Origin of the sequence: Blautia sp. MSK.20.85 (genome assembly GCF_013317245.1) — a bacterium.
Classification (GTDB): Bacteria; Bacillota; Clostridia; order Lachnospirales; family Lachnospiraceae; genus Blautia_A.
Genome location: NZ_JAAIUN010000004.1, coordinates 1 through 25,412 on the forward strand (window position 1 = coordinate 1; position 25,412 = coordinate 25,412).

At 46.2% G+C, this 25,412-nt stretch carries 20 protein-coding genes; 14 read left to right on the plus strand and 6 right to left on the minus strand.

From position 1 onward, the window contains the following. The 9 genes from G5B12_RS03075 to G5B12_RS03115 all read left to right on the plus strand — a co-directional run. Positions 1-1,737: DctP family TRAP transporter solute-binding subunit (locus tag G5B12_RS03075; RefSeq protein ID WP_174087720.1), on the plus strand; the 1,737-nt coding region annotated here is incomplete at its 5' end. Positions 1,738-1,899: 162 nt separating this feature from the next. Continuing rightward, complete coding sequence (locus G5B12_RS03080) at positions 1,900-2,832, plus strand: GTP-binding protein (RefSeq protein WP_173762727.1); 933 nt, start codon at positions 1,900-1,902, stop codon at positions 2,830-2,832. Beyond that, the gene (locus tag G5B12_RS03085) at positions 2,816-3,850 is read left to right on the plus strand and encodes a DUF3878 family protein (RefSeq protein ID WP_118062307.1); all 1,035 of its coding nucleotides are present in this window, start codon (positions 2,816-2,818) and stop codon (positions 3,848-3,850) included. Before G5B12_RS03080 ends, G5B12_RS03085 begins: the two co-directional genes overlap by 17 nt. 137 nt (positions 3,851-3,987) lie before the next feature. Next, positions 3,988-4,221: a polya polymerase gene (locus G5B12_RS03090; RefSeq protein ID WP_174087721.1), complete on the plus strand. Its 234-nt coding sequence runs from the start codon at positions 3,988-3,990 to the stop codon at positions 4,219-4,221. Positions 4,222-4,432: 211 nt separating this feature from the next. Further along, positions 4,433-5,659 carry a CobW family GTP-binding protein gene (locus tag G5B12_RS03095; protein ID WP_118071352.1) on the plus strand — a complete coding sequence of 409 codons (1,227 nt, stop codon included), beginning with the start codon at positions 4,433-4,435 and terminating at the stop codon, positions 5,657-5,659. Between the two features lie 94 nt (positions 5,660-5,753). Beyond that, a complete protein-coding gene (locus G5B12_RS03100) occupies positions 5,754-6,704 on the plus strand; it encodes a TIGR03943 family putative permease subunit (RefSeq protein WP_021977126.1) in 951 nt (316 codons plus the stop codon). A gap of 13 nt (positions 6,705-6,717) precedes the next feature. Continuing rightward, positions 6,718-7,296, plus strand: a complete 579-nt coding sequence (gene pth / locus G5B12_RS03105; protein ID WP_021977127.1) for an aminoacyl-tRNA hydrolase — start codon at positions 6,718-6,720, stop codon at positions 7,294-7,296. Positions 7,297-7,303: 7 nt separating this feature from the next. After that, entirely contained in the window at positions 7,304-10,630 is a 3,327-nt protein-coding gene (gene mfd, locus G5B12_RS03110) for a transcription-repair coupling factor (protein ID WP_174087722.1), read from the plus strand. Positions 10,631-10,843: 213 nt separating this feature from the next. Next, positions 10,844-12,127 carry an FKBP-type peptidylprolyl isomerase gene (locus tag G5B12_RS03115; RefSeq protein WP_174087723.1) on the plus strand — a complete coding sequence of 428 codons (1,284 nt, stop codon included), beginning with the start codon at positions 10,844-10,846 and terminating at the stop codon, positions 12,125-12,127. A gap of 87 nt (positions 12,128-12,214) precedes the next feature. Here G5B12_RS03115 and G5B12_RS03120 read toward each other — a convergent pair whose 3' ends face one another. Next, positions 12,215-13,012, minus strand: a complete 798-nt coding sequence (locus G5B12_RS03120) for an HAD family hydrolase (RefSeq protein ID WP_174087724.1) — start codon at positions 13,010-13,012, stop codon at positions 12,215-12,217. 176 nt (positions 13,013-13,188) lie between these two features. After that, on the minus strand, positions 13,189-14,382 hold the full coding sequence (locus G5B12_RS03125) for a DUF4317 domain-containing protein (RefSeq protein WP_118071349.1): 1,194 nt from the start codon (positions 14,380-14,382) through the stop codon (positions 13,189-13,191). A 616-nt stretch (positions 14,383-14,998) separates the two neighbouring features. Here G5B12_RS03125 and G5B12_RS03130 point away from each other — a divergent pair. After that, positions 14,999-15,976 carry a hypothetical protein gene (locus G5B12_RS03130; RefSeq protein WP_118071348.1) on the plus strand — a complete coding sequence of 326 codons (978 nt, stop codon included), beginning with the start codon at positions 14,999-15,001 and terminating at the stop codon, positions 15,974-15,976. Between the two features lie 142 nt (positions 15,977-16,118). Here the strand turns inward: G5B12_RS03130 and G5B12_RS03135 are convergent, their stop codons facing one another. Both G5B12_RS03135 and G5B12_RS03140 read right to left on the minus strand, forming a co-directional pair. Beyond that, a complete protein-coding gene (locus G5B12_RS03135; protein ID WP_174087725.1) occupies positions 16,119-16,763 on the minus strand; it encodes a phosphoribosyltransferase in 645 nt (214 codons plus the stop codon). 308 nt (positions 16,764-17,071) lie between these two features. After that, the gene (locus G5B12_RS03140; RefSeq protein WP_021977134.1) at positions 17,072-17,524 is read right to left on the minus strand and encodes an Hsp20/alpha crystallin family protein; all 453 of its coding nucleotides are present in this window, start codon (positions 17,522-17,524) and stop codon (positions 17,072-17,074) included. Positions 17,525-18,137: 613 nt separating this feature from the next. Between G5B12_RS03140 and G5B12_RS03145 the strand changes: the two genes are divergently transcribed. Next, positions 18,138-19,769 carry a glycoside hydrolase family 36 protein gene (locus G5B12_RS03145; protein ID WP_243006106.1) on the plus strand — a complete coding sequence of 544 codons (1,632 nt, stop codon included), beginning with the start codon at positions 18,138-18,140 and terminating at the stop codon, positions 19,767-19,769. A gap of 15 nt (positions 19,770-19,784) precedes the next feature. Here the strand turns inward: G5B12_RS03145 and G5B12_RS03150 are convergent, their stop codons facing one another. After that, positions 19,785-20,654, minus strand: coding sequence for an AraC family transcriptional regulator (locus G5B12_RS03150; protein ID WP_174087726.1), 870 nt, complete (start codon positions 20,652-20,654; stop codon positions 19,785-19,787). Between the two features lie 53 nt (positions 20,655-20,707). On the opposite strand from G5B12_RS03150, the gene G5B12_RS03155 reads away from it, so the two are divergent. From G5B12_RS03155 to G5B12_RS03165, 3 genes are all read left to right on the plus strand, one after another. Next, on the plus strand, positions 20,708-21,343 hold the full coding sequence (locus tag G5B12_RS03155) for a YczE/YyaS/YitT family protein (protein WP_174087727.1): 636 nt from the start codon (positions 20,708-20,710) through the stop codon (positions 21,341-21,343). 355 nt (positions 21,344-21,698) lie between these two features. Beyond that, a complete protein-coding gene (locus tag G5B12_RS03160) occupies positions 21,699-22,823 on the plus strand; it encodes an aldo/keto reductase (protein ID WP_174087728.1) in 1,125 nt (374 codons plus the stop codon). Between the two features lie 49 nt (positions 22,824-22,872). Next, on the plus strand, positions 22,873-23,964 hold the full coding sequence (locus G5B12_RS03165) for a PTS transporter subunit IIC (protein ID WP_118062320.1): 1,092 nt from the start codon (positions 22,873-22,875) through the stop codon (positions 23,962-23,964). Positions 23,965-24,078: 114 nt separating this feature from the next. Here the strand turns inward: G5B12_RS03165 and G5B12_RS03170 are convergent, their stop codons facing one another. Then, positions 24,079-25,170, minus strand: coding sequence for a DnaJ C-terminal domain-containing protein (locus tag G5B12_RS03170; protein WP_021977140.1), 1,092 nt, complete (start codon positions 25,168-25,170; stop codon positions 24,079-24,081). Positions 25,171-25,412: the final 242 nt, after the last annotated feature.

Genomic DNA, 25,412 nt, shown 5'->3' on the forward strand with positions numbered 1-25,412 from the left:
CCGGTACAGATCTCCATGCATTCCAATCTGATCTACTCTGCATTTGACCCGAGATTCAATGTAGTATCCCTGCCGTTTATCTATGATTCTTACGATGACGCAGATGCAAAATTTGATGGTGAGGCCGGAGAAAAGCTGAAAGAAATCCTTGGTGAGTACGGACTTCACTGTATGGGAATCGCAGAGAACGGTTTCCGTGAGCTGACAAACAGCAAGCATGAAGTAAAAACAGTAGACGACATGAAGAACCTGAAGGTTCGTGTGGCCGGTTCCAATCTTCTCATGGAATGCTATAAGAGATGGGGCGCAGATGCCACAAATATGAACTGGTCCGAGACCTACACAGCACTTCAGCAGAATACGGTAGAGGGCGAGGAGAACCCGTTGCCGGCTATCGACGCAGCCAGCGTACAGGAGGTACAGCCGTACTGCTCCATGTGGGATGCAATCTATGACTGTCTGTTCTTCTGCATCAACCAGGATATTTATGAAAGCCTGACACCGGAACAGCAGCAGGTTGTTGATGAGGCAGGCCAGAAGGCTGTTGAGTATGAGCGTTATATCAACCGTTCCGGCGACGAAGAGATCATGAGCCGCTGGGAGAAGAGCAACGGTGTGACCTTTACAAAGAAAGAGGATATGGATATCGATTCCTTCAAGAAAGCAGTAGACGGAATCGACGACTGGTTTGTAAACGAGCTTAAGAGTGCAGGCTATGACGATGCACAGGATCTGGTAGATCTTTTTACAGAGGATTCTGTAGATACCGTGGAGGATTACAGTGATCTGAACTGGCCTGAGACAACCTGGAACTTTGCATGCTCCACAACAGAGACAAGCACCTGGGCTGACGGAGGACGTAAGTTCGGTGAGCTCATGGAAAAAGCTACAGGAGGAAAGGTCAAGGTTAACATTTACGCAGCGGATCAGCTGACAAACGGAAACCAGTCCGAGGGAATCCAGGCACTGATGAACGGAGATCCGGTACAGATCTCCATGCATTCCAATCTGATCTACTCTGCATTTGACCCGAGATTTAATGTGGTATCCCTGCCGTTCATTTATGATTCCTATGATGATGCAGATGCGAAGTTTGACGGCGAGGCCGGAGATAAGCTGAAGGAGATCCTTAACGGCTACGGACTCCACTGCATGGGTATTGCAGAGAACGGTTTCCGTGAGCTGACAAACAGCAAGCATGAGGTAAAATCTGTAGATGATATGAAGAATCTGAAGGTTCGTGTAGCCGGCTCTAATCTTCTTATGGAGTGCTATAAGAGATGGGGCGCAGATGCCACAAATATGAACTGGTCCGAGACTTACACAGCACTTCAGCAGAATACGGTAGAGGGCGAGGAGAATCCGTTGCCTGCCATCGATGCAGCCAGTGTACAGGAGGTACAGCCATACTGCTCCATGTGGGATGCCATCTATGACTGTCTGTTCTTCTGTATCAACCAGGATGTTTACGATGCACTGACACCGGAGCAGCAGGCTGTTGTTGATGAGTGCGGCCAGAAAGCCGTAGAGTATGAGCGTTATATCAACCGTTCCAGCGATGATGAGATCAAAGCACGCTGGGCAGACAAAAACGGTGTGACTTTCACAGAGAAAGCTGACATGGATATCGATTCCTTCAAAGAAGCGGTAGACGGCGTAGATGAGTGGTTTGTTCAGGAGCTGAAAGATCAGGGCTATGACGATGGCCAGGATCTGGTAGATCTGTTTACAAAGTAATCTTCATACATAATCATAAAAGGGTAAAATAGCCGGAAAGAGGCAGTTCTGAGAAGATTTTTCAGGGCCGCCTCTTTTCTTTGTGGGCAAAAGATTATATACTGGTAACAGTCCGGTGTCTGCCGGACAGGAGTATTATTGAGATAAAGTAAAGGAAGAAATATGATAAAAATTGATCTGATAACCGGATTTCTCGGATCCGGGAAGACAACATTTATAAAAAAATATGCCTCCTATCTTCTGAAAAAAGGCATGAACATCGGTATCCTGGAAAATGATTTCGGGGCAGTAAATGTGGATATGATGCTGCTTCAGGATCTGATGGGAGACAACTGTGAGCTGGAGATGGTTTCTGGTGGATGTGACGCGGACTGTCACAGACGTCGATTTAAGACAAAACTGATCGCCATGGGAATGTGCGGTTATGACCGTGTGATCGTGGAACCATCCGGAATCTTTGATGTGGATGAGTTTTTTGACGCCCTCCATGAGGAACCACTGGATAAGTGGTATGAGATCGGAAATGTGATCGCTATTGTGGATGCCAAGCTTGCGGAGGATTTTTCTGCGGAAGCGGATTATCTGCTGGCTTCTGAGGTGGCAGATGCAGGTTGCGTACTTCTGAGCAGGAGTCAGGAAGCTACAGAGGAAGAGATCCACAGCACAAAGGAACATCTCAACCGTGCACTTGGTCAGATCCAGTGTAAGCGCCGTCTGGACAGCGAAATCATGGATAAAAACTGGGATGATTTTACAGACGAAGATTTGGAAAAGATCTTGAACTGCAGGTATGTGGCAGAAGATTATGTGAAAGAATCCTATGCAGAAGGCGGTGGATTTGATTCCCTGTTTTTTATGAATGTTCATAAGAGCGAAGAGGAACTTCGGGAAACAGCAGAAAAGATCTTGAACGACCCGTCCTGCGGAGATGTTTTCCGCGTAAAAGGTTTTCTTAAGAAAGAAGACGGACAGTGGCTGGAGCTGAATGCCACCCGCCATGAGATCTGTATCCAGCCAACGAAACTTGGCCAGGAGATCATGATCGTCATCGGAGAAAAACTGAACAAAGAGGTAATTGATGAATACTGGAAATAATACTGCGGGAAAAACAGCGCCGGAGAGATACGTTTCCGAGAAGGCTTTTGAAGAGTTGCCAGATGCTTTTCAGAAGCTTGCAGAGCTGCTTGGTGAAGATCAGTTTGAGCTGGTTGCAGTAAATGAAAAAGATTCTCAGGATATTTATGTACAGGATGGGGAGATACGTCTTGTGTATCTTATGAACGACGCGGTAGAAAGTTTTCTCGTCTTCGGAAATGCCCGTATGACCGGTGTATACAAGCCAGACTATGAAGAGGAGATCCTGGCAGACTTAAGCCATCAGGGCAGGGAATACATTCTGGTGGTGCACCAGGACGATTCGGTAGTGACACTGTTTTTTGAAACCCTGACTCTGGAAAAACATCTCTACGATTACAGTCAGATCGGTCATTTCTGGGTCAAAGGATATGAATACTTGCGGCAGCTGGAGTACCGTCTGGCCATCCTCCGTGACAAATATGATTATATTGGCGGGGACAGCTGCAATGCTCTGGAGGAGAAACTTTCTGCACTGGTGGAGTTTCCGCCGCTGAATTATTGCTGTTATCCGGCTGTTCCGGAGAAATATATTGTCCCCAGGGAAGATCCGTGGATTCCTTCAGAAAGAGCTGTTTCGGTAATGGAAGAAATTGCACATGAGGCAGGAGACCGCACTTTTGTGAGATGGCTTGGAATCTATCGGAGATTTCCGTTTAAATGGGTAGCACGGAAGCTGGCAGGAATGCTTCACTGCACAAAACACATCCAGGTGACAATGTGCCTTTCCGGGAAACTGCAGGAGGCTTCTGCCGGATACGGAGATCGTTCTTTTGGAAAAGAAGCGGATGAACAGTTGAAAGTTCTGGTGGAAAAAGCCCGGGGAAAACAGGCAGAACTGAAAAAACAGGGAACAGAGTCGGAAGTGCTCAGGGAGGAACCTTTTACCATTGCCAGAGATTCTCTTGGATTTAAAGTTTATCTTATGAAATGGAACAAAGGAAGAAAAGACTGTACCGTTGAGATTGAAGAAATGTGACAAAGGAATTTGTTATTTACAGGAAATATCTGTGAAGTGTTTTTGCCCGGCGGGGATTGCTTTTTTAAAAACACTGGGGTATAATCTAACGGAAAGAGTTAAGAACAGCCCTTTAATTAAGAAAGGAGATTTTGAAAATGAAAGTAACACATATTACAGATATCGATAAATTTTTTGAGGTAGTTGACAGCTGCAAGGGCAGAGTAGAGCTTGTAACAGGAGAGGGAGACAGACTGAACCTGAAATCCAAACTTTCTCAGTATGTATCTCTTGCAAACATCTTCTCCGGCGGTGAGATCCCGGAACTTGAGATCGTTGCAGCAGAGAAAGAGGACATCGACAAACTTATGAGCTTTATGATCAACGGCTGATAAGAGGAACGATTTTCAGGGATGTGAGCTTTTCACATCCCTGTCTTAATCTGGATGCAAAACAGAACATGAATGTCTGTTTTACAAATTGGATATAATGATAGCAGAGAAAGAAACACGAATTTTTCTCTGTCATCATGATCATAACAGGATACAACCAGGGGGTATAAACGCTTCCTGGTCAAACTACGTTAAAAGGAGTGTATACAAAATGGTAAAAATTGATATTATCTCCGGTTTCCTTGGCGCCGGAAAAACAACTCTGATTAAAAAACTTCTGAAAGACGGATTTCAGGGTGAGCAGGTCGTGCTGATCGAGAACGAGTTTGGTGAGATCGGTATTGACGGCGGCTTCCTGAAAGAGGCCGGAATCCAGATCCGTGAGATGAATTCCGGATGTATCTGCTGCTCACTGGTTGGAGATTTCGGTACTTCCCTGAAAGAAGTTGTTACCAAATACAACCCGGACAGAATCCTCATCGAGCCATCCGGAGTTGGTAAACTTTCTGACGTTATCAAAGCTGTACAGGGTGTTCAGGATGAGGTTGACATCAAACTGAACAGCTATACAACTGTTGTTGATGCCAAGAAATGCAAGATGTACATGAAGAACTTCGGTGAGTTCTTTGACAATCAGATCCAGTATGCAGGCGCCATCATCATGAGCCGTACAGATATCGCAACTGAGAAGAAAGTTCAGGAGTCCCTGGAGCTTCTTCGCAGCCTGAATAAAGATGCAGCCATCATCACAACTCCGATTGAGAACCTTGACGGAAAGAAACTGGTAGAGGTTATGGAGCATCCGGTATCTCTGGAGCAGGAAATGCTTGAGGAAGAGCATGAGCATCATCACCATCATCATGATGACGAGTGTGGCTGCGGCCATGACCATGATCACGAGGAGCATGAGCATCACCATGACCACGACCATGATGAGGAGTGCGGCTGTGGCCATGACCATGATCACGAAGAGCATGAGCACCATCATCACCATGACGAGGAGTGCGGCTGCGGCCATGACCACGACCATGACGAGCACGAGCATCATCATCACGACCATGACGGCGAGTGTGGCTGCGGCCATGATCATGACCATGAGCACCATCATCACCACGACGGTGAGTGCGGCTGTGGACATGACCATCATCACCATCATGCAGATGAGGTCTTCACAAGCTGGGGCCGTGAGACAATTAAAAAATTCACACGTGAGGGACTTGAGAAGATCCTTGAGGCACTTTCCGAGTCTGACAAATATGGTATCATCCTCCGTGCAAAAGGAATGCTTCCGGCAGAGGACGGAACATGGATCTATTTTGATATGGTTCCGGAAGAAACCGAGATCCGTGAGGGCGCACCGGAATATACAGGCCGTCTGTGCGTGATCGGTTCCAAACTTGACGAGCATGCTCTGGAAGAGCTTTTTGGAATCGCATAAAAACAGAACATAAGAGAAATTTTTCAGATTTTATATTACAGAAAGGAAATGGATACTGTCCGGATTAACGGATAGTATCTTACAGGATAAATTTATGGAAGAGATCAAAGTTCCCATTTATCTGATCACAGGTTTTCTGGAAAGTGGCAAGACCTCTTTCCTGAGCTTTACCCTGCAGCAGGATTATTTTCAGGTTGAGGGAAAAACACTTCTTATCCTCTGCGAAGAAGGAGAAGAGGAGTATGATGAGGAAGCCCTGAAAAAGAGCAACACCGTTGTGGAGGTTATCGACAGCGAGGAAGAACTGACACCGGAGAGACTTGCGGCAATGGATATCCTGCATCAGCCGGAACGTGTGATTATTGAGTACAATGGCATGTGGCTGGTAAGCAAGTTTGAAGAGATGGAAAAACCGGCGGGCTGGGGTGTGGAACAGCACATTACCTGTGTGGATGCCAGCACATTCCAGGTTTATATGGCCAACATGAAGTCCCTTTTTATGGACATGGTCCGTAATGCAGATATGGTTATCTTTAACCGCTGTCAGGAAGAGGATCCGCTTCCTTCCTACAGAAGAAGCATCAAGGTAGTTAACCAGCGTGCGGAGATCATCTTTGAGGATGAGGAAGGCGAGCTTGGCGATCTTTTTGAGGATGAGATGCCATTTGACATTGATGCGCCGGTGATCGATATCCTTCCGGAAGATTATGGTATCTGGTTTGTGGATTCCATGGATCACCCAGACCGTTATGTGGGAAAAACCGTTCATTTCAAGGCACGTGCCCTGAAACCGCGTGGAATGGGAAGCAAATTCTTTGTTCCAGGAAGAACTGCCATGACATGCTGTGCAGATGATACCACATTCCTGGGATATATCTGCAAGAGCGCTTTTGCCCCGAAGATCGCAGAAGGTCAGTGGGTGGAAGTTACCGCAAAGGTTGCTTTTGAGAAGAGAATGGAATACCAGGGAGAGGGTATTGTACTTTATGCAGAGCATGTGGAAGTATGCGAGCCTCTTGCTGATGAGATGGTATATTTCAACTAACTGAGGAGTTTTTATGTATTTAATTGCAGGTTTGGGAAATCCGGGAAAGCAGTATGAGGCTACCCGCCACAACATGGGATTTGACACCATCGACTGCCTTGTGGAGAAGCATAATATCCCACAGGGCGGCGTAAAATTTAATGCCATGTATGGAAAAAGCATCATCGGCGGTGAAAAAGCCATTCTGATGAAACCGCTTTCCTATATGAATTTAAGCGGCGGTCCGATTCAGGAGATGTCCAGCTATTTCAAGATCGATCCGGAGACAGAGCTGATCGTGATCTACGATGATATCGATCTGGAACCGGGACAGCTTCGTATCCGCAAAAAAGGCAGTGCAGGCGGACATAACGGGATCAAGGATATTATCCGTCGTCTTGGAACTGAGAAGTTTATCCGTATCCGTGTTGGTGTTGGTGCGAAACCGAAAGACTGGGATCTGGCAGATTTTGTGCTGGGTCATTTTTCGGACAGCGACCGCAAGCTTGTGGACGAGGGAATTAATGATGCGGCAGAGGCCGTAGAAATGATCCTGTCCGAGGGCGTGGATGCGGCGATGAATAAGTATAACAGGAAAAAGCCTAAGAATTGAGGTTTGTATGGAAGCATTTTTGCAGCCTCTGCAGGGCCTTGCAGAGTTTGAAGAAATAAAAAAGCGCTGTGGCGCAAACCGCGGAATTCTTAATGTTTCCGGATGTATGGAGTCCCAGAAAGTCCATCTGATGTATGGACTTTCCGGGCTTTTTCCATGTCATCTGATCCTTGCGGATGATGAACGTAACGCAAAGGAAATTTATGAGGATTACCGCTTCTATGACAAAAATGTATATTTTTATCCGGCAAAAGATCTTCTGTTTTTTCAGGCAGACATTCATGGAAATCTTCTGATCCGGCAGCGGATGCGTGTGATCCGGGCACTTCTGGAACAGGAAGAAGTGACGGTGGTTACCAGCATAGACGGATGCATGGATTTTCTGATGCCCCTGGAAAAGATCAAAAGTAGTCTTCTTCATTTTAAAAGTGACAGTGTGATCGATCTGGATCAGCTGAAAGCAGATCTGGTGGATCTGGGATATGAGCGGGCTGGCCAGGTGGAGCTTCCGGGACAGTTTTCCGTGAGGGGTGGGATTATTGATATCTATCCGCTGACGGAGGAGAATCCATGGCGTATTGAACTCTGGGATGATGAGATCGATTCCATTCGAAGTTTTGATGCAGAAAGCCAGAGATCTCTAGAAAATATAGATGAGATCACCATTTATCCGGCTACAGAAAAGATGGACAGCGAGGATATGGTATCTTTCCTGGATTATTTTCCGGAAGAAAAAACGCTGCTGTTTCTGGATGAGCTGAACCATCTGGCAGAAAACGGTGAGGGTGTGGAGGAAGAGTACCGTCAGAGCCGTATGCACAGGGAGGAAAAAGGAGAGGCGAACCTTCCAGAGCAGTGGCTTTGCGGTTTTCAGGAAGTACAGAAGAAACTGAACAGACGGAACTGTGTGGCTGTGTCCGCACTTTCTCCGAGACGTTCTGGCTGGAAGATCAATGAGGAATTTGATCTCACAGTGAAATCTGTGGATTCTTACAACAGCAGTTTTGAACTTCTGGTAAAAGATCTTCTCCAGTATAAAAGCCAGGGGTACCGGATCGCCCTGCTTTCCGGTTCCAGGACAAGGGCAGAGCGTCTGGCAAAGGATCTCTCAGAGGAAGGCCTGAATGCTTTTTACAGCCAGGATACAGACCGTATCATAAGCCCCGGCGAGATCATGGTTGTTTATGGCCATGCGCGCCGTGGTTTCCAGTATCCGCTGATCAAATTTGCGGTGATGACGGAAACAGACATTTTCGGCAAAGAGCAGAAGAAGCGCAAAAAGAAGAAAAAGTACAGTGGAAACCGTATCCAGGATTTTGCGGAGCTTTCCATCGGGGATCTTGTTGTCCACGAAAAACATGGACTTGGAATTTATCGTGGAATCGAAAAAGTGGAAGTGGACCGAGTTGTAAAAGATTACATCAAGATTGAGTACCGTGGTGGCAGCAATCTCTACATCCTGGCAACCCAGTTGGATGCTTTGCAGAAATATTCCGGATCTTCCGAAAATGCAAAAACACCCAAGCTGAATAAACTTGGCGGACAGGAGTGGAACAAGACCAAGAGCCGTGTCCGGGGTGCGGTTAAAAATATCGCAAAAGAGTTGGTGGAGCTTTATGCAGTGCGCCAGGAAAAAGAGGGCTATGTCTGTGGCCCGGATACGGTCTGGCAGAAGGAATTTGAAGAAATGTTTCCTTATGAGGAGACAGAGGATCAGCTGGCAGCCATCGAGGATACCAAGAAGGACATGGAAAGTACCAAGATCATGGACCGTCTTGTGTGTGGTGACGTTGGTTACGGTAAGACGGAGGTTGCTTTGAGAGCTGCGTTTAAGGCAGTTCAGGAAAGCCGCCAGGTCGTTTATCTGGTGCCCACTACCATTCTTGCCCAACAGCATTACAACACCTTTGTGCAGCGTATGAAGGAATTTCCGGTGAAAGTGGATCTTCTCTGCCGGTTCCGTACTTCTGCCCAGCAGAAAAAGACCATCGAGGGGATCAAAAAAGGCCAGGTGGACATTGTGATCGGTACTCACAGGGTTCTTTCCAAAGATGTGGAATTTAAGAATCTGGGACTTCTGATCATTGATGAGGAACAGCGTTTCGGTGTCACTCATAAAGAAAAGATCAAGCAGATGAAAAAAGATGTGGATGTGCTGACACTGACTGCAACTCCGATTCCCCGAACTCTTCATATGAGTCTCATTGGTATCCGTGACATGAGTGTTCTGGAAGAGCCGCCTATGGACCGTGTGCCGATCCAGACGTATGTTATGGAATATGATGAGGAGACTGTCCGGGAGGCTATCCGCAGGGAACTTCGACGTGGCGGCCAGGTTTATTATGTATACAATCGGGTTAATGATATTGCGGAGGTAGCTTTTCGCATATCGAAGCTGGTGCCGGAAGCCAGGGTGGATTTTGCCCATGGTCAGATGAGCCAGAGGGAACTGGAGCAGGTGATGTATGATTTTATCAACGGAGATGTGGATGTACTGGTTTCCACTACCATTATTGAGACGGGACTGGATATCTCCAATGTAAATACCATGATCATCCATGATTCCGACCGATATGGTCTTTCTCAGCTGTATCAGCTTCGCGGACGTGTAGGACGTTCTAACCGTACTGCCTATGCGTTTCTGATGTATACGAAGAATAAGATGCTTCAGGAGACAGCGGAAAAGCGACTCAGCGCCATGCGGGAATATTCGGATCTTGGAAGCGGCTTTAAGATCGCTATGAAGGATCTGGAGCTCCGTGGAGCAGGAAATCTTCTTGGAGCTCAGCAGCATGGCCATATGAATGCGGTGGGCTATGACCTTTACTGCAAAATGCTCAGTGAGGCTGTCAAGGAGGCTAAGGGAATCCAGACTATGGATGATTTTGAGACGACCATTGATCTTAATATCGATGCATTTATTCCGGATTCCTACATCAGCAACGAATTTCAGAAACTGGATATTTACAAGCGAATTGCCGGTATTGAGAGTCAGCAGGAGTATGACGATATGCTGGAAGAGCTGATCGACCGTTTTGGTGAGCCGACGAAAGCAGTACTGAATCTTCTTGCCATTGCAAGACTGAAGGCCCTTGCTCATCAGGGATATGTGACGGAGATCAAGCAGCTTGGAAAAGATGTCCGGATCACGCTCTACGAAAAAGCGAAGTTGGATCCCGCAGGTATCCCGGCTATTATGGCGCAGTACCGGAGAGGTTTGCAGTTTAAGGCTGATCATGAGCCGAAATTTATCCTGACACCACAGGGAAGGCTGATCGAAGAGTTGATGAAGTTTGCGGGGGAGTTGGCAAAACTGGCAGAGCCACTGGAGTAAAGGGAAGAATCAGCTAAGCTTAGGGTTATCCACGGGAAAAAACATCCGGTCTGTGGATACCGGATATTTTCCCGGAAAGACTTGTGGATAATTTGTGAAATGTCGTGTAAGTTCGTGAAATTCCTTGCTCTTAAAGAGGAAAACGTTTATAATTAAGCATTATGGAATAAGAGCCGGACCGTGATTTTTATGGACGGATAGATGGAGGATGAAATGAAAAATTCAGTAAAAAAAGCGGCAGTTACCGCTCTTGTCTGCGTTACAGCAGCAGGAATGATGGCAGGCTGCGGAAATAAAAAACTCGACGGCACAAAGACTGCAGTGACAGTGAATAAGCAGGAGATCCCGCTTGGTGTTGTAAGTCTTGCGGCACGTATGCAGCAGGCACAGGCTGAGGCTATGTACAGGATGTATCTTGGCGGCGGAAGCGACATGTCTATCTGGAGTACCAAGATGGGTGATGATTCCGATGAGACTTACGGTGAGAATGCGGTAACAACATCCGTTGAGACTGTTGAGAAAATGTGCCTGGAGAAGGAGCACGCTTCCGAGTATAATGTGGAGATCTCCGAGGATGAGCAGAAGGCTCTTGAGGAAGCTGCCAAGAACTTTATTGCAGCAAACTCTGATGAGACAATTGCAGAGCTTGCAGTTGATGAAGATATGGTGAAAACTTTCCTGGAGCTTGAGACTTACGATGTGAAAATGAAAGACGCCATTGAGGCCAAGGCAGACGTGAAGCTGGATGAGAAAGAATATCAGCAGATGTCTTTCAGCTATGCAAGCGCGAAGGTCAGCGGAGATGATCTTTCTGATGATGATATCAAGACAAATAAAGAGAATCTCCAGAAATTCTTTGACAAGGTTAAAGAAGATCCTACTGCAGACTTCAATACTCTTGGAGATGAGATTTCTAAAGATATGACAGCAACAACCGGTACCTGTCCGACTTATGAGGAAGGCGATGACAGTGCGGCTAACGGAACTACTTATCCGGATGAGGTCCGTACCGCATTAAGAAAACTGGATGAAGGTGCACTGAACGAGGAGATTATCAAGACAGATTCCGTATGGTATGTGGTAAGACTGGATTCCAAGAATGATGAAACAGCAACAGAGAGTAAGAAAGAGTCTCTGACAAATACCAAGAAGGATGATTTTTATAACGATACTACAGATGGATGGAAGAAAAAAGCCGACATCAAAGAAGAGAAAAAACTGATCAAGAAGATTAAGATCACAGATAATCACAGCTTTACAATCCAGACTCCGACACCTACACCGGATCCGAATGTGACAGAGACACCGGCAGCTGAGGACTCCGCAGCAGCAGATTCCACAGCAGTAACCGAAACACCGGCAGCATCTGAGGCCGAAACAGAGGCAACGGAGACACCGGCGGCTGAGGAGAGTGAGACTACGGTTGCAGCAGAGGATGAGACTGCAGAGACAGATACTGAGGCGGAGACTACAGCTACACCTGAGGTAGAGAAATAAAATACGGAATATGACAAGATAAAAGAACGGGAAGTGTACGATTTATAGTACACTTCCCGTTTTGCGTTCATGAGCGGGATGTAATTATCAGATCAGATTCAGATGCTCTAATGCATGATAAATGCCATCTTTATCAACTGCGCTTGTCTGCCAGGTGCAGTTTTTTTCGATGCCCCCATAAGCATTTCCCATGGCGACGCTGATACCGGCTGCTTTCAGCATGGGGAGATCGTTTGGGCTGTCTCCGAATGCATAGCAGTTTTCTTTCGGGATGGAAAAACGATCCAGGAGAAATTCCATTCCGGTTGCCTTGCTGGTGCCTTTCTGGGTTACTTCCCAGATGCCATCTTCATGATCAAAAACAGTATAATGATCGTTACAGAATTTACGGAATTTTTCTACGTCAGAGTCCGGCAGCATATGTGCGAGGAATTTATCATAGGAATATGTGCAGGCGTCCTCACGGTTAAATTTGGTGATGTCAGTCATTGGAATCTCTTTTCGCATTCTGGCTCCGAATTCGGACTGTGCGGGAGAGGCTCCGTCATACAGGATCGCAGTGTTGGATTCGAACATTGCCTCGATCTTACATTTTCGGAGAAGATCTACGGTCTCCTTGCACAGAAGGTTGGGGACTGTACGGAAAAAAAGAAGTTTGTTATCCATGTAAATGTGGGTTCCACAGCCATATACATAGCCATCAAAATGGAGTTCGGAAATTTCTTCCGGCATCATGGCTTTGGTGCGGCCGGTGTTGATGAAGAGAAGATGGCCGTTTTCGTGTGCTTTTTTGAGAGCGAGCTTTGTACTTTCCGGAACTGTGAAAGGATGTGGAGTGAGCAGAGTTCCATCTATGTCGAAGAATAAGATTTTTTTATTGTTCATAAGATCCTCCTTATGGTCAAGCGGATATTCGCAATCCGCTTCGCTATGTAGCTCTACACCAAATAACTGCTCCGCAGTTTATCAGGAGGAGCTTCTTGCACTCCTCCTGATACAAGCAAGTCCCCACCCACTGCTTATTGCTTTTCGCAACCCCGCAGGGGACTTACTTGATTTGGTTAAAAAGGTATTTCTTCTGATTCGTTTTCAGCGTTGGAGAGAGAGATGTCAGAAATTTCTTCCGGCGGATTCAGTGCGCTGACACGGATTCCATTGAGCTCTACCTCACTTTCCATTGGGATGACCAGGCATTTCCGTCCGTCAATGATGCGGGTCTCGACCAGGTCTGCACGGTCAGGTGCTACGTGGATCACGACATCCGGAGTTTTGATCTCGAATTTTCTGGTGTTGGTGATGTTGGAAGCTACCAGAGAAGATTTTTCCCCGGCGGCAAGCTCGTATTGTTCGTCAAAATTCTGAAGCTTGTCGTCCTCCACACCGCATTCTTCAAAGAGACGCTTTACTTCGGACTTGGTGAGAACAACTGGTTCCGGTTCGTCTTTTTGGGATTCAATGAGATCGTTGAGCTTTTCGTGGATCTCAAGAACTGTATCGTAGGCACAGTCATCGCCAAGGGTTTCTTCTACCAGAGCATTGAAGGAGTCACGCTGGGTTGCTGCGGACAGTGGTGTGGTGCAGCCGAAGACTTCTTCCATCATGGTGGAACGGAGGTTTTCGGCGTTTTTGGTGTAGTAGAGGAGCCCGTGGATGTCGGTGCTGCGGTCGTTGAACTGCGGGAAAAGGAATCCCCAGTCAGGCATTTCCACCAGCCAGTCACGGATACGGTCTTCGATATTGTTGGTCTCTGCGTTGTAGTGCAGGCCTGCCTTGGAGAGCTTGACCGGGCAGATGCTGCAGAGGATATGGTCGTAGATCTCATCGGAGGCGTCGAACATTTCGGCTCCGTCGGAGGATTTGCCGGGAATATCGTAGACTGCGTGGATGAGGATGATGTAGTAGTTTTCACCATAGTCGTAGTTTTCGATGATTTTGTCGTAGAAGGCTTCGGTGAGGGTGTCGTCGGTGAGTTTGCTTTCACGAAGCTTCATAAGGAAGTTCTGGGTTCCGCCTTCCGCTTCCTGGTCCAGAGGAAATTCCATGTTGATGAGGTTTTTTCCGATGGTGCCGGTGAGGGTTTTTCGGAAGATGTCGAAGTATTTGAAAGTTTCTTCTTCTGATAAGGATAAAAAGGCTTCTTTGAGTTCGGTTTTTTTGTTTTTTTCGCCGTCTACGTAACAGCCGCAGATGCGGGTGATGGAACATCGGTCGGGGGTGAACTGTTTTTTTATTTCTGCGATTTCTTTTTTATTCATGTGTGGTTTACCTCGGTTTTTTGATTAGTTTGATTATAGCACAGGTGTTTGGTGGGGGCAAGGTGACGCAGACGGACGTGTGAGATTTGCAGCAGAAGTCCAGGTGCTTTGGAGTGAGCCTTGGTTCATACTTAGCGTGTGAGGTGGCTCACGGAGAGGTACCCGGCAGCCACAAGCCGCAGGGTAAGGCCCATCTGTCTGAACCAGGTACGCATCAGCGTACATGGCGAGTTATGGGCCGGCCGCTCCGTGAGACACCTCAGACGCTTAGTATGACCAGGCGAAACGACGGCACCCGGACTTCTGCTGCAAATCTCGCACTGTGCTGGATGGCTGGGAGGAAAGGCTGAGATTGTTTGTGGTTTGACGGGAGGTTGAGAGCGTCGGCGCGTTGCTGGACGCCTGGAGGGATGTCGAATTTTTGGGATGGTTTTTTGTGGTGTTGTGATGGGATGTGTGGTATGATTTATGTATCTTATAAGATCTGGCCATTTATTTGGTTTCTTTTGGCTTCAATGTCTGAAGCGTTTTTTCAAAAATATTTATAAAAACTGTATACAGGGTTTCTGCAGTGTTTGTTTGATGGTATAATTATAGATACCAGAAGGAGTATTGTTTGAGTGATAATACGATTTTTGATGATGTTTTTCGTACTATGATGGAGAAGATGACGTTTCTGGTCGTGCCTTTGATCAATGATGTTTTTCATACGTCGTATCCGGCTGATGTGGAGATTGTGCAGTTGCGTAATGAGTATCAGCGGGTGGATGGTGAGATTATTACGGATTCGCGGTTGTTGATCGGAAATAAGATTTATCACATAGAATGTCAGAGTACGGATGACACGACGATGGCTGTACGGATGATTGAGTATGATTTTGCAACTGCTGTTGAATTTGCAAGGAAGCAGGGACGGAGGTATCGGATGGAGTTTCCACGTTCTTGTGTGTTGTATCTGAGAAGTGGTAGCAATACGCCGGATTTTCTGGAAGTGGATGTGGTTTTTCCGGATGGAGAATGTCATTTGTACAGAGTGCCCACGATTAAAGTTGATAATTATACAAAAGATAAGATATTTGAGAAGAGTCTTCTCATGCTGCTTCCTTTTTATATCATGAGATATGAGAAAAGAGGGCATGAGATGAGTGAGGATCCGCAACTTTTTCAGGAATTGCTGAATGAATATGAGGTGATCCGGAGTAAACTGGAAGTGGAGATTACTGAAGCTGGAAGGTCTGAACTGTTCAGTGATCTGATTGGACTGATCACTCGGATATCTGATTATATTTTCAGAAACGAGGAGAAAGTCCGGAAAGGAATAGGTGAGGTTATGGGCGGACATGTTCTGGAACTGGAATCTGAGAAAAGGGCAAGATTGCTTGCGGAAGCTAAAGAACAGGCTGAAGCATTGGGATTAGAACGAGGAATGGCTCAAGGAATGGCTCAAGGAATGGCCCAAGGAATGGCCCAGGGTGAGGAGCGTCTTAGTGTTCTGATCAACAGGCTTATCCTTGATGGCCGGGGTGATGAGATTCAGAAGGTTGTTACGGATAAAGAAATGCGTGAAGCCATGTACAGAGAATATCAATTATAAGCAGAAATCATAAAGAGGAAGCCATAGGGATATCGATGTTATCTATGAAGCATTGGTTAATATATGGCTTCCTCTTTGTTTGCAGATTCGGGTCAAGCGGATATTCGCAACCCCGCAGGGGACTTACTTGATTTGGTTAAACTTATAATACAGAATATCCATAGCTGCTGACAATGGCATCGATCTTTTGACGGCTTTTGCACAGTGGGCAGTTATCGGAGCGGTAGGAGTGGTAGTCCGGGATGTCTCTGGCCTGGAAAATAGAGTGGACAGGGAGGGTGGCTACGCTGTCTACGCTGCTGTAGATGGCTGCGACACCGCGAATCTTGCCACCGTAATAGAGAACGCTTTCGATGGCACGGTTCAGTGTGGAACCGGTGGTAATGGAACCGTTGAGGATGAGGATGTTTTTACCATTGATCATCGGCTCATAGTTGTCGCGGAAGATCATCTGTCCGGTGCTGTTGAATTCCGGTGTGATGACGTAAATGGTCTGGTGAGCGTTCATGGAAAGTACACCGGCTTTGGTCAGTTCTTCAGCGAGATAGGCACCGATCACTTCAAGTCCGTCCATGCAGACGATGGTGTCTACCGGAATGGATGCTTCATAATTTGTTGCGAGAGTGGCTGCGATACGTTGCGCTTCAGCGCATCTGGATTTCATGGTGGTGAGGTCCAGATAATGCGTGATATGAGACTGAGAAGTTACGAAATGTCCCGGAATCATTTTCAGCTGAATGCGGCTGTCACTACGTGCATAGATTTTAATCATTTTGTCCTGATCCATAATAAAAACCTCCTGTCATGATCGTGTTTTACGTGGCTGTTCAGGAGTATTGTCCTGAAAGATTGCGAAACAGATTTAGTTAATGTGCATATTATACCATTAACTTCAAAAAAATGGAATAATGCACTGCAAAATATACAAAAAAATATTCTGAAATACTAATAACTTTGTTAAAAAATGCCCGATATTATGAATTTTTTGACAATGAGAATGCAGCGAAGTGGAATGCGAGTGGCTGGTGTTATGTATAAAAAGAGGAGGAGGGGAATCACTGTGGATTCCCCTCCTCCTGTGAAAGTGAGTCATTGTTATCCTTCAATAGATACATATTTGTCAGCTTCGATTTCTTCGGCTGCTTTTTTCGGAACGGAAAGTCTCAGAACACCATTCTCGAATTTAGCATGAACATCTTCGTTCTTTACGCCATTACCAACATAGAAGCTTCTGCTTGTGCTGCCTGCATAACGCTCACGGCGGATATAATTGCCTTTTTTATCTTCCTCATCTTTATCAAGGCCTTTGGCAGCGGAGATAGTAAGATAACCATCTTTCAGCTGTACCTGAACTTCATCTTTCTTAAATCCAGGAAGATCTACATCCAGTTCATAGCCTTTATCAGTCTCACGTACATCAGTTTTCATAATATTTTTGGCATGTTTGCCATAAAGAGGATTCTTGCCGCCAAAGAAGTTATCTCTGAAACCAAAATCATCCATCCAGTCATCAAATAAGTTTTCTCCAAATACACTCGGGAACATCATAAGTCATTTCTCCTTTCAAATTGAAACGCCGTTCCGGCGGATCGGATCAAGGGGATCCAGCTGTTGTCGGTCTTACCATTGCGGTTTATTCCGCTGTGGTGATGTCTTAGTTATCTGGAACATCCGGAAGCTCTTCTTTTTTTCTCTCTTCCTTTGTTCTATATGTACTATAACACGTATTATTAGCACTGTCAAGCCTTGAGTGCTAATTTTTTGTGAAGAATTTGTGAACGGTAAAATGAAAAAGTAACTTCCACCCTTAGTCATATCAAAGACACGGATTGAACATTCTGCAATGTTATAGAAACTTTAAAGCATAGAAAAAAGAAAAAAAATCAATATAATAAGGCATATAGATGAGATGCGTTGAAGAAAAATTTTAACCAAATCAAGTAAGTCCCCTGCGGGGTTGCGAAAAGCAATAAGCAGTGGGTGGGGACTTGCTTGTATCAGGAGGAGTGCAAGCTCCTCCTGATAAACTGCGGAGCAGTTATTTGGTGTAGAGCTACGTAGCAAAGCGGATTGCGAATATCCGCTTGACTATGTCATTTTGGATTGGACTGACAATAAAAGGATGTGCTGAATAGTTGGAAAAATGCAGGAGGAGAAAGAAATGAAGAAAAAATATGCAGATTTTAAACTGGGTGTACCGGATTATGTAACTGTGGAGACAGAAGATGAGAGACTGGTATGCCAGGGAGGACAGCCGACAGTAACGGCCGGTGCGACTACCGTGGAATTTCAGGATGCAGGTGAACATGAGGATATATTTGTCACCTCAGAGGATGCAGTGAGATGTGTAAAACTGAGATGGAATTACAAGATCCCAAAATCCGCCAGATTCCTGGGAGATGCCTGGGAACGTACCTATGGTGATGTGGAATGGCATGGAATGAGCGGTAATCGTTATTTGCCATGGTATTTTTTGGCGAAGCTTTCTGAGAAAGTCCTCTGCTTTGGTGTAAAGGTCCGCCCTTCCGCTATGTGCTGCTGGCAGGCAGATACCAAGGGAATCACATTATTTCTGGATGTTCGCTGCGGTAATACAGGAGTACAGCTGAAAGGAAGAAAGCTGCGTGCCGCACAGATCGTCTGCATGGAATCAGAAGGAGCAGATACTTTTGAGACTGCACAGGAATTCTGTAAAAAAATGTGTACAGATCCGATTTTCCCGGAGTTCCCGGTATATGGAAGCAACAACTGGTACTATGCTTACGGCGACAGCTCTGAAGAGGAGATCTTAAGTGATACCGATTACATCCTGAAACTGACTGAAGGGGTAAAAAATCCTCCATTCATGGTTATTGATGACTGCTGGCAGGAGCATCACCGCCTGGACGAATACAACGGAGGACCATGGACAAAAGGTAACGCCAAGTTCCCGGATATGAAAGGCCTTGCAGACAAGCTGAAAGAAAAAGGTGTCCGCCCGGGAATCTGGGTACGTCTGCTTCTTAATGAGGATGAGAACATCCCGGATGAGTGGAGGATTTCCTATAATGACTGTCTCGACCCGTCCCATCCGGACGCACTGGCATATATCCGAAGAGATATCGAACGGATCTGCGACTGGGGATACACTCTGATCAAACATGATTTTTCAACTTTTGATCTTTTTGGAAAATGGGGATTTGAGGCAAATTTAAGAGATAATTCCATGGAGAAATGGCATTTCTACGACCAGACCAAAACCAGTGCAGAAATTGTAAAAATGCTTTATCAGGAAGTTTACGATGCTTCCCGCAGTAATAACGCAGTGATCATCGGCTGCAATACTATCGGACACCTTGGCGCAGGTCTGATGCATCTGAACCGGACCGGTGATGATACCAGCGGACGTATCTGGGAGCGTACCAGAAGAATGGGTGTAAATACACTGGCATTCCGTCTCCCACAGCACAATGCTTTTTATCATATTGATGCAGACTGTGTAGGTATTTTCGGAATGATCCCGTGGGATAAAAACCGTCAGTGGGCAGACGTTCTTGCAAAGAGCGGCACACCACTGTTTGTATCCGCAAAACCTGGAGTTCTGAACCCGGAAGAATTTGAGGAGCTTCATCAGATCATGCTGCGGGCATCAGAACAGAAAGAGCATTTTGTTCCACTTGACTGGGAGGAGATCGACTGCCCGGAAGTATGGGGAGAAAACGGCGAGACCATCACGTACGACTGGTATGATAACGAAGGTCCGACCATGGATGCGACAGTAGAATACTACAATGCAAAGGTAGTTGTTCCGTAAATCCGAAGAAGTGATTCAGCAATCCAGAAGATCCTCGGCATGATGATATTTTTCCCGGTATTCCCGGGGCGTCATGCCGGTTTCTTTTTTGAAGGCGCGGGAAAAGGCAAAAGGATTCTGATATCCGCAGGAGATCGCCACGCTGGATACAGGGATATCCGTGATCGTCAGAAGTTCCCGGGCATTGATGATCTTGGCTGAAGTCAGGAAAGCCTGGGGCGTGGTTCCAAGATGTTTTTTAAAAAGTCCGTAAAGGTGACTGCGGCTGATATGCAGATAGTCAGCAACATCGGTCACAGTAATATCCTGAAGCGGACTTTTTTTGATGTAATCAACAGCCTGTGTGATATAAAAATTTTCGTTGGATTCCATGGTCGTGTAGGAAGCGTGAAATTCTTCCTCCAGCATGGCGATGATCCGGTAAAGACCGCTCTGGATATAAGCTTCGCTGGAAGGTGTCAGCTGTGGATGGGTCATCATTTCAAGAATGGTTTCCTGATAGGGAAGAACCGAATTTAGCTGCTGGACCGGAGTTTCTTCAGTAAGATGACAGTGTTCACAAAGTATGGGAGCATTTTCTCCATTGAAACAGATCCAGATATAAGTCCAGGGATCAGAAGGCTCTGCTTTGTAGAGAGAGCTGTTCACAGGAGGAATGAAAAAGCACTGTCCGGCTTTCAAGGTATATTTCCGGTTGTTCATATAGAAATATCCCTGTCCGCTCAGCACAAAATGGATGGTGTAATATCGCCGGACACCAGGGCCGTAGGACTGTTCCGGTGTACATTTTTCCCAGCCGCAGGAAATAAGATGAAGTTCTTTTGATGAGGTCTGGCGGTTCAGGACCTGTTTGTTTTCTATGGGAGTTTCCTCCTTTCGATGCATGATTATAGATAATATCAGTTTAAAACATTTGATCAGGGGTGTAAAGAAGAAAGATGAATTCATTAACAGTAAAAAGAATCCTCATGACATTTGCCGGAATCTTTCTGGCGGGTGTCAGTGTGGCCATTTTCAAGGCATCCGATTTTGGGACAGATCCCAATTCCTGTTTTGTCATGGGTGTGTGGAATCTAGCAGGAATAAAATACAGTTATGTTTATATTGCCATCAATGCACTGATGCTGCTGGGAGTGTTTTTTCTGGACCGGCATTTTATCGGACTTGGAACTGTGCTGAATCTGTTTTTTATGGGAATTATCGTGGAAAAAGGAATGCAGCTTTTTGACAGGTATCTGCCGGAGAGGACATTTGGAGTGAGAGTACTTCTGATGTGCATCGCTGTTGTAATGATGTGTTTTGCGTCAGCGCTGTATTTTACCGCAGATATGGGTGTTTCCGCCTATGATGCCTATGCACTGATCCTGGATAAAAGAACCTGGATCCCTTTCCGCATGTGCAGGATCGGGACGGATGTGATTACAACTGCGGCCGGATTTTTTATGGGGGCGGTTGTTGGGGCCGGAACTCTTGTTACCGCATTTTTTATGGGCCCACTGATCGAGTTTTTCAACCGGACAGTGGCAAGGCCGTTTCTTTATGGAAAAGAGAAGAAACAGATACGGAAGCAGTAAAACAAAAGGCAGTTGTCGTGCGATAAACGTGCGGCAGCTGTTTTTTTGTGCCTGTTTTTTTGTATAAAACTCCGCAGTGAATGTAGCCTGCAAATATCTGCCTGACCGGAAAAAATCTTTATCTGCGAGGGGAAGATCGGACCAGTTGGCCAGACACAATTAAGGCATTGTCTTGACACTTGTAAAAGAAAAAGATTTACCACCGGGAGAAATACCGTTATAATAGGAGAAACGCAGGTTTTTTTCCTGCAGTAAAAATATAACAGTCCGGGAGATATCCGTGTCGGAAATATTGCTTATCTGATGATATTGATATGGAGAATTTTCCGGGATGTAATAAGAAGGAAGAAAAAATATGGCATATTTAGGCGAAGAAATTAAAAAACTTGGTTTTGGTCTCATGAGACTTCCGCAGAAATCCGAAGGTGTGATCGATGTGGAGCAGACCAAAGTCATGGTAGACAAATTTATGGAAGCCGGATTTACTTACTTTGACACTGCGTGGGCTTATGCAGGAAGTGAAGATGCTATCCGCGAAGCTCTGGTAGAGCGTTACCCGAGAGAAAAATATCAGCTTGCAACCAAGATGGCAGCCTGGATCAACTGCAAGACAAGAGACGAAGCTCTTGCACAGTTTAAAACATCTCTGGAGAGAACAAAAGCCGGATATTTCGATTTCTATCTTCTCCACAATCTTGGAGAACACAGAACAAAATATTTCGATGAGTACGGTTTATGGGACTGGATCCGTGAGCAGAAAGAGGCCGGACTGATCAAACATGCAGGATTTTCTTTCCATTCCACACCGGAAGAACTGGAAGCAATCCTTACCGCACATCCGGAGATGGAGTTTGTACAGCTGCAGATCAACTATGCAGACTGGGAAAATCCGGCAATCCAGTCAAAAGCCTGCTACGAAGTTGCCAGAAAACACGGCAAACCGGTAGTGATCATGGAGCCTGTAAAAGGCGGCATGCTGGCAACGCCTCCGGAATCTGTGGAAAAGATCTTAAAGGCAGCAGAGCCGGAAGCATCCACAGCATCCTGGGCGATCCGTTTTGCAGCAAACCTGGAGGGCGTGATCACCGTACTTTCCGGAATGAGCAACATCGCGCAGATGGAAGACAACCTTTCCTTTATGAAGGACTTTAACGGTCTTACGGAAAGCGAGAAGGAAACTCTGGACAAGGCAAGAGAGGCGATGAGCAAAATTCCTCTGATCCCATGTACAACCTGCAATTACTGTGCAAAAGTATGCCCGATGGAAATCGGAATCTCCGGTTCTTTCACAGCGATGAATTACCTGACACTGTACGGAAACAAAGCTGCCGCAGCACATCAGGAAGAATGGCTGGTAGGAGGCCGTGGCAGAAAGCGCGCAGACGAATGTGTAAAATGTGGACAGTGCGAGGAAGTCTGTCCGCAGCATATCTCTATCCGTGAGGAACTGGAGAAAGTCAGCGAGACTTTTTGCAAATAAAAGAACTGATCCGACGGGAAACGGATCAGGGTAAGGAGAGAGTTTTAAAATGGAAAAATTCAAAGCATTTCTGAAACGGAAGGATATCGAGATCTCCCTGAAGAGATACGGTATCGATGCACTGGGCGCCATGGCGCAGGGACTTTTCTGTTCCCTGCTGATCGGTACGATCATCAACACCCTTGGCACACAGTTTCACATTCCGTTTCTGACGATGACCGTTGCAACAATTAATGAGATCCCATATACAGTTGGATCTTTGGCATCAGCAATGAGCGGCCCGGCTATGGCAGTAGCGATCGGCTATGCCCTGCATTGTCCGCCGCTGGTGCTGTTTTCGCTGATCACGGTTGGTTTTGCATCCAATGCACTTGGCGGAGCAGGCGGACCTCTGGCAGTACTGTTTGTTGCGATACTTGCAGCTGAGATCGGCAAGGCCGTTTCCAAGGAGACCAAGATAGATATTCTTGTAACGCCTCTTGTAACCATCGGGGTGGGTGTAGGCCTTTCCGCATGGTGGGCACCTGCCCTTGGAAAAGCTGCCATGAAAGTGGGAAGTATAATTATGTGGGCAACGGACCTGCAGCCGTTCTTTATGGGAATCCTGGTTTCTGTATTTGTGGGAATTGCACTGACACTGCCGATTTCCTCCGCTGCGATCTGTGCGGCTCTGGGACTTACCGGACTGGCAGGCGGTGCCGCAGTAGCAGGCTGCTGTGCACAGATGGTAGGTTTTGCGGTTATGTCCTTTAAAGAAAACAAATGGGGCGGCCTGGTTTCTCAGGGAATCGGAACATCCATGCTCCAGATGGGAAATATCGTCAGAAATCCGAGGATCTGGATCGCACCCATCGTAACCTCTGCCATCACAGGTCCGATCGCTACCTGTCTGTTCAAGCTTCAGATGAACGGAACAGCAGTATCCTCAGGAATGGGTACCTGCGGTTTTGTGGGACAGATCGGTGTGTATACAGGATGGATGAATGACATTGCGGCAGGAACCAAGACAGCTGTCACAGCTATGGACTGGGCGGGACTTTTCCTGATCTCCTTCATTCTTCCGGCAGTTCTCTGCCCGCTCATCAATATGTTTGTACGTAAACTTGGATGGGTAAAAGACGGAGATATGACATTGTCATAAATGAAGAGTAATTTATATCAGATTACCTTGTAAAATCAAAAAAAGAGTATCACAGAAACTCCCTGATAAAGATGAGATCTGTGATACTTTTTTTATTTAACCGATATTCACTATTTACGCTACATGTGACCCGGTGGCATTACTCCGTTCCAGTCCACATGCCTTCGCATATTCATGAAGTTTCTCCTTCGCGGTATAATTCAGATTCTGTGGAACCTGGATCTGGATGGTTACATACTGATCACCACGGACGGACGGGTTCTTCATGGAAACGATGCCTTTTCCTCTGAGACGGATCTTGGAGCCGGACTGCATGCCTTCACGGATCTTGCAGATAACATTTCCATAAAGTGTTGGAACAGTAGCTTCACCGCCGAAAACAGCTGTTGTGTACGGGATGGAAATGGTAGTGTAAACATCGGAGCCCTTTCGTTCATATCCAGGACGGGTTCCTACGGTAACCTTCAGAAGCAGATCACCAGGCTCGCCGCCACCGGTTCCTGGCATACCTTTTCCTTTCAGGCGGATGCTCTTGCCGGTATCGATACCTGCCGGAATGTGAACCTGTAATGTCTGCGGTGCACCGGAGCTTCCGTCCGGGCTGGACAGAGAAATCCTTTTATCTGCACCAAAAGCGGCCTCATCGAAGGTAACGTTGATGCTGGCCTTCACATCGGAGCCTTTCTGAGGGAAATCCTGCTGATGGAATCCGCCAAAGCCGCCGCCACTGTGAAATCCGCTTCCTCCAAAGCCGTCGTGGAATCCGCCACCGTTACCGGTGAAGTGCTCATAAGTGCTGTTTCCGCCAAAGCCATGGCCTGTGCTGTGACCGCCGTGGAACATATTTCCAAAGATATCACCAAAGATATCATCCATGTTTTCACCATTAAAGTGAAATTCCTGATAGCTGCCATTGCCACCACTCTGGAATCCGCCGAATCCACCGGCACCTGCACCGGCTCCCGGATCAGCGCCCGCCTCAAAAGCAGCGTGACCAAACTGATCATACATTTTTTTCTTCTTGGGATCTCCAAGAACGTCATAGGCTTCATTTACTTCCTTAAATTTATCTGCGGCATCCGGATTACCGGCGTTGGTATCCGGGTGATATTTTTTTGCCAGTTTACGGTATGCTTTTTTTATTGTTTTCTCATCTGCGTTCCGGTCAATGCCCAGAACATCGTAATAATCTCTTTTTACTGCCATGGTATTCACCTTCCCTTATATAATTATAGATTATAGTCTGCAGCATTCCAGGTGAGTAATATCCTTCTTAAGGAATAGACTTTCCGGAGTGCCATATATCGAACATATGCGTACAAAATTCCCCGGGAAGATTCCCGGGGGTATTACTTTTATCCTGTTCTACATGTAATATAACACTACTAATTAAAAGTGTCAATACCTGCACTGTGGAAAGACCATTTTGGACTGTAATGAGAGATATG

Excerpts from the sequence above, each read along its gene's own strand:
- G5B12_RS03080 (WP_173762727.1), top strand. The coding sequence starts at position 1,900 with ATGATAAAAATTGATCTGATAACCGGATTTCTCGGATCCGGGAAGACA.
- G5B12_RS03085 (WP_118062307.1), top strand. The coding sequence starts at position 2,816 with ATGAATACTGGAAATAATACTGCGGGAAAAACAGCGCCGGAGAGATAC.
- G5B12_RS03090 (WP_174087721.1), top strand. The coding sequence starts at position 3,988 with ATGAAAGTAACACATATTACAGATATCGATAAATTTTTTGAGGTAGTT.
- G5B12_RS03095 (WP_118071352.1), top strand. The coding sequence starts at position 4,433 with ATGGTAAAAATTGATATTATCTCCGGTTTCCTTGGCGCCGGAAAAACA.
- G5B12_RS03100 (WP_021977126.1), top strand. The coding sequence starts at position 5,754 with ATGGAAGAGATCAAAGTTCCCATTTATCTGATCACAGGTTTTCTGGAA.
- pth (WP_021977127.1), top strand. The coding sequence starts at position 6,718 with ATGTATTTAATTGCAGGTTTGGGAAATCCGGGAAAGCAGTATGAGGCT.
- mfd (WP_174087722.1), top strand. The coding sequence starts at position 7,304 with ATGGAAGCATTTTTGCAGCCTCTGCAGGGCCTTGCAGAGTTTGAAGAA.
- G5B12_RS03115 (WP_174087723.1), top strand. The coding sequence starts at position 10,844 with ATGAAAAATTCAGTAAAAAAAGCGGCAGTTACCGCTCTTGTCTGCGTT.
- G5B12_RS03120 (WP_174087724.1), bottom strand. The coding sequence starts at position 13,012 with ATGAACAATAAAAAAATCTTATTCTTCGACATAGATGGAACTCTGCTC.
- G5B12_RS03125 (WP_118071349.1), bottom strand. The coding sequence starts at position 14,382 with ATGAATAAAAAAGAAATCGCAGAAATAAAAAAACAGTTCACCCCCGAC.
- G5B12_RS03135 (WP_174087725.1), bottom strand. The coding sequence starts at position 16,763 with ATGGATCAGGACAAAATGATTAAAATCTATGCACGTAGTGACAGCCGC.
- G5B12_RS03140 (WP_021977134.1), bottom strand. The coding sequence starts at position 17,524 with ATGATGTTCCCGAGTGTATTTGGAGAAAACTTATTTGATGACTGGATG.
- G5B12_RS03145 (WP_243006106.1), top strand. The coding sequence starts at position 18,138 with ATGAAGAAAAAATATGCAGATTTTAAACTGGGTGTACCGGATTATGTA.
- G5B12_RS03150 (WP_174087726.1), bottom strand. The coding sequence starts at position 20,654 with ATGCATCGAAAGGAGGAAACTCCCATAGAAAACAAACAGGTCCTGAAC.
- G5B12_RS03155 (WP_174087727.1), top strand. The coding sequence starts at position 20,708 with ATGAATTCATTAACAGTAAAAAGAATCCTCATGACATTTGCCGGAATC.
- G5B12_RS03160 (WP_174087728.1), top strand. The coding sequence starts at position 21,699 with ATGGCATATTTAGGCGAAGAAATTAAAAAACTTGGTTTTGGTCTCATG.
- G5B12_RS03165 (WP_118062320.1), top strand. The coding sequence starts at position 22,873 with ATGGAAAAATTCAAAGCATTTCTGAAACGGAAGGATATCGAGATCTCC.
- G5B12_RS03170 (WP_021977140.1), bottom strand. The coding sequence starts at position 25,170 with ATGGCAGTAAAAAGAGATTATTACGATGTTCTGGGCATTGACCGGAAC.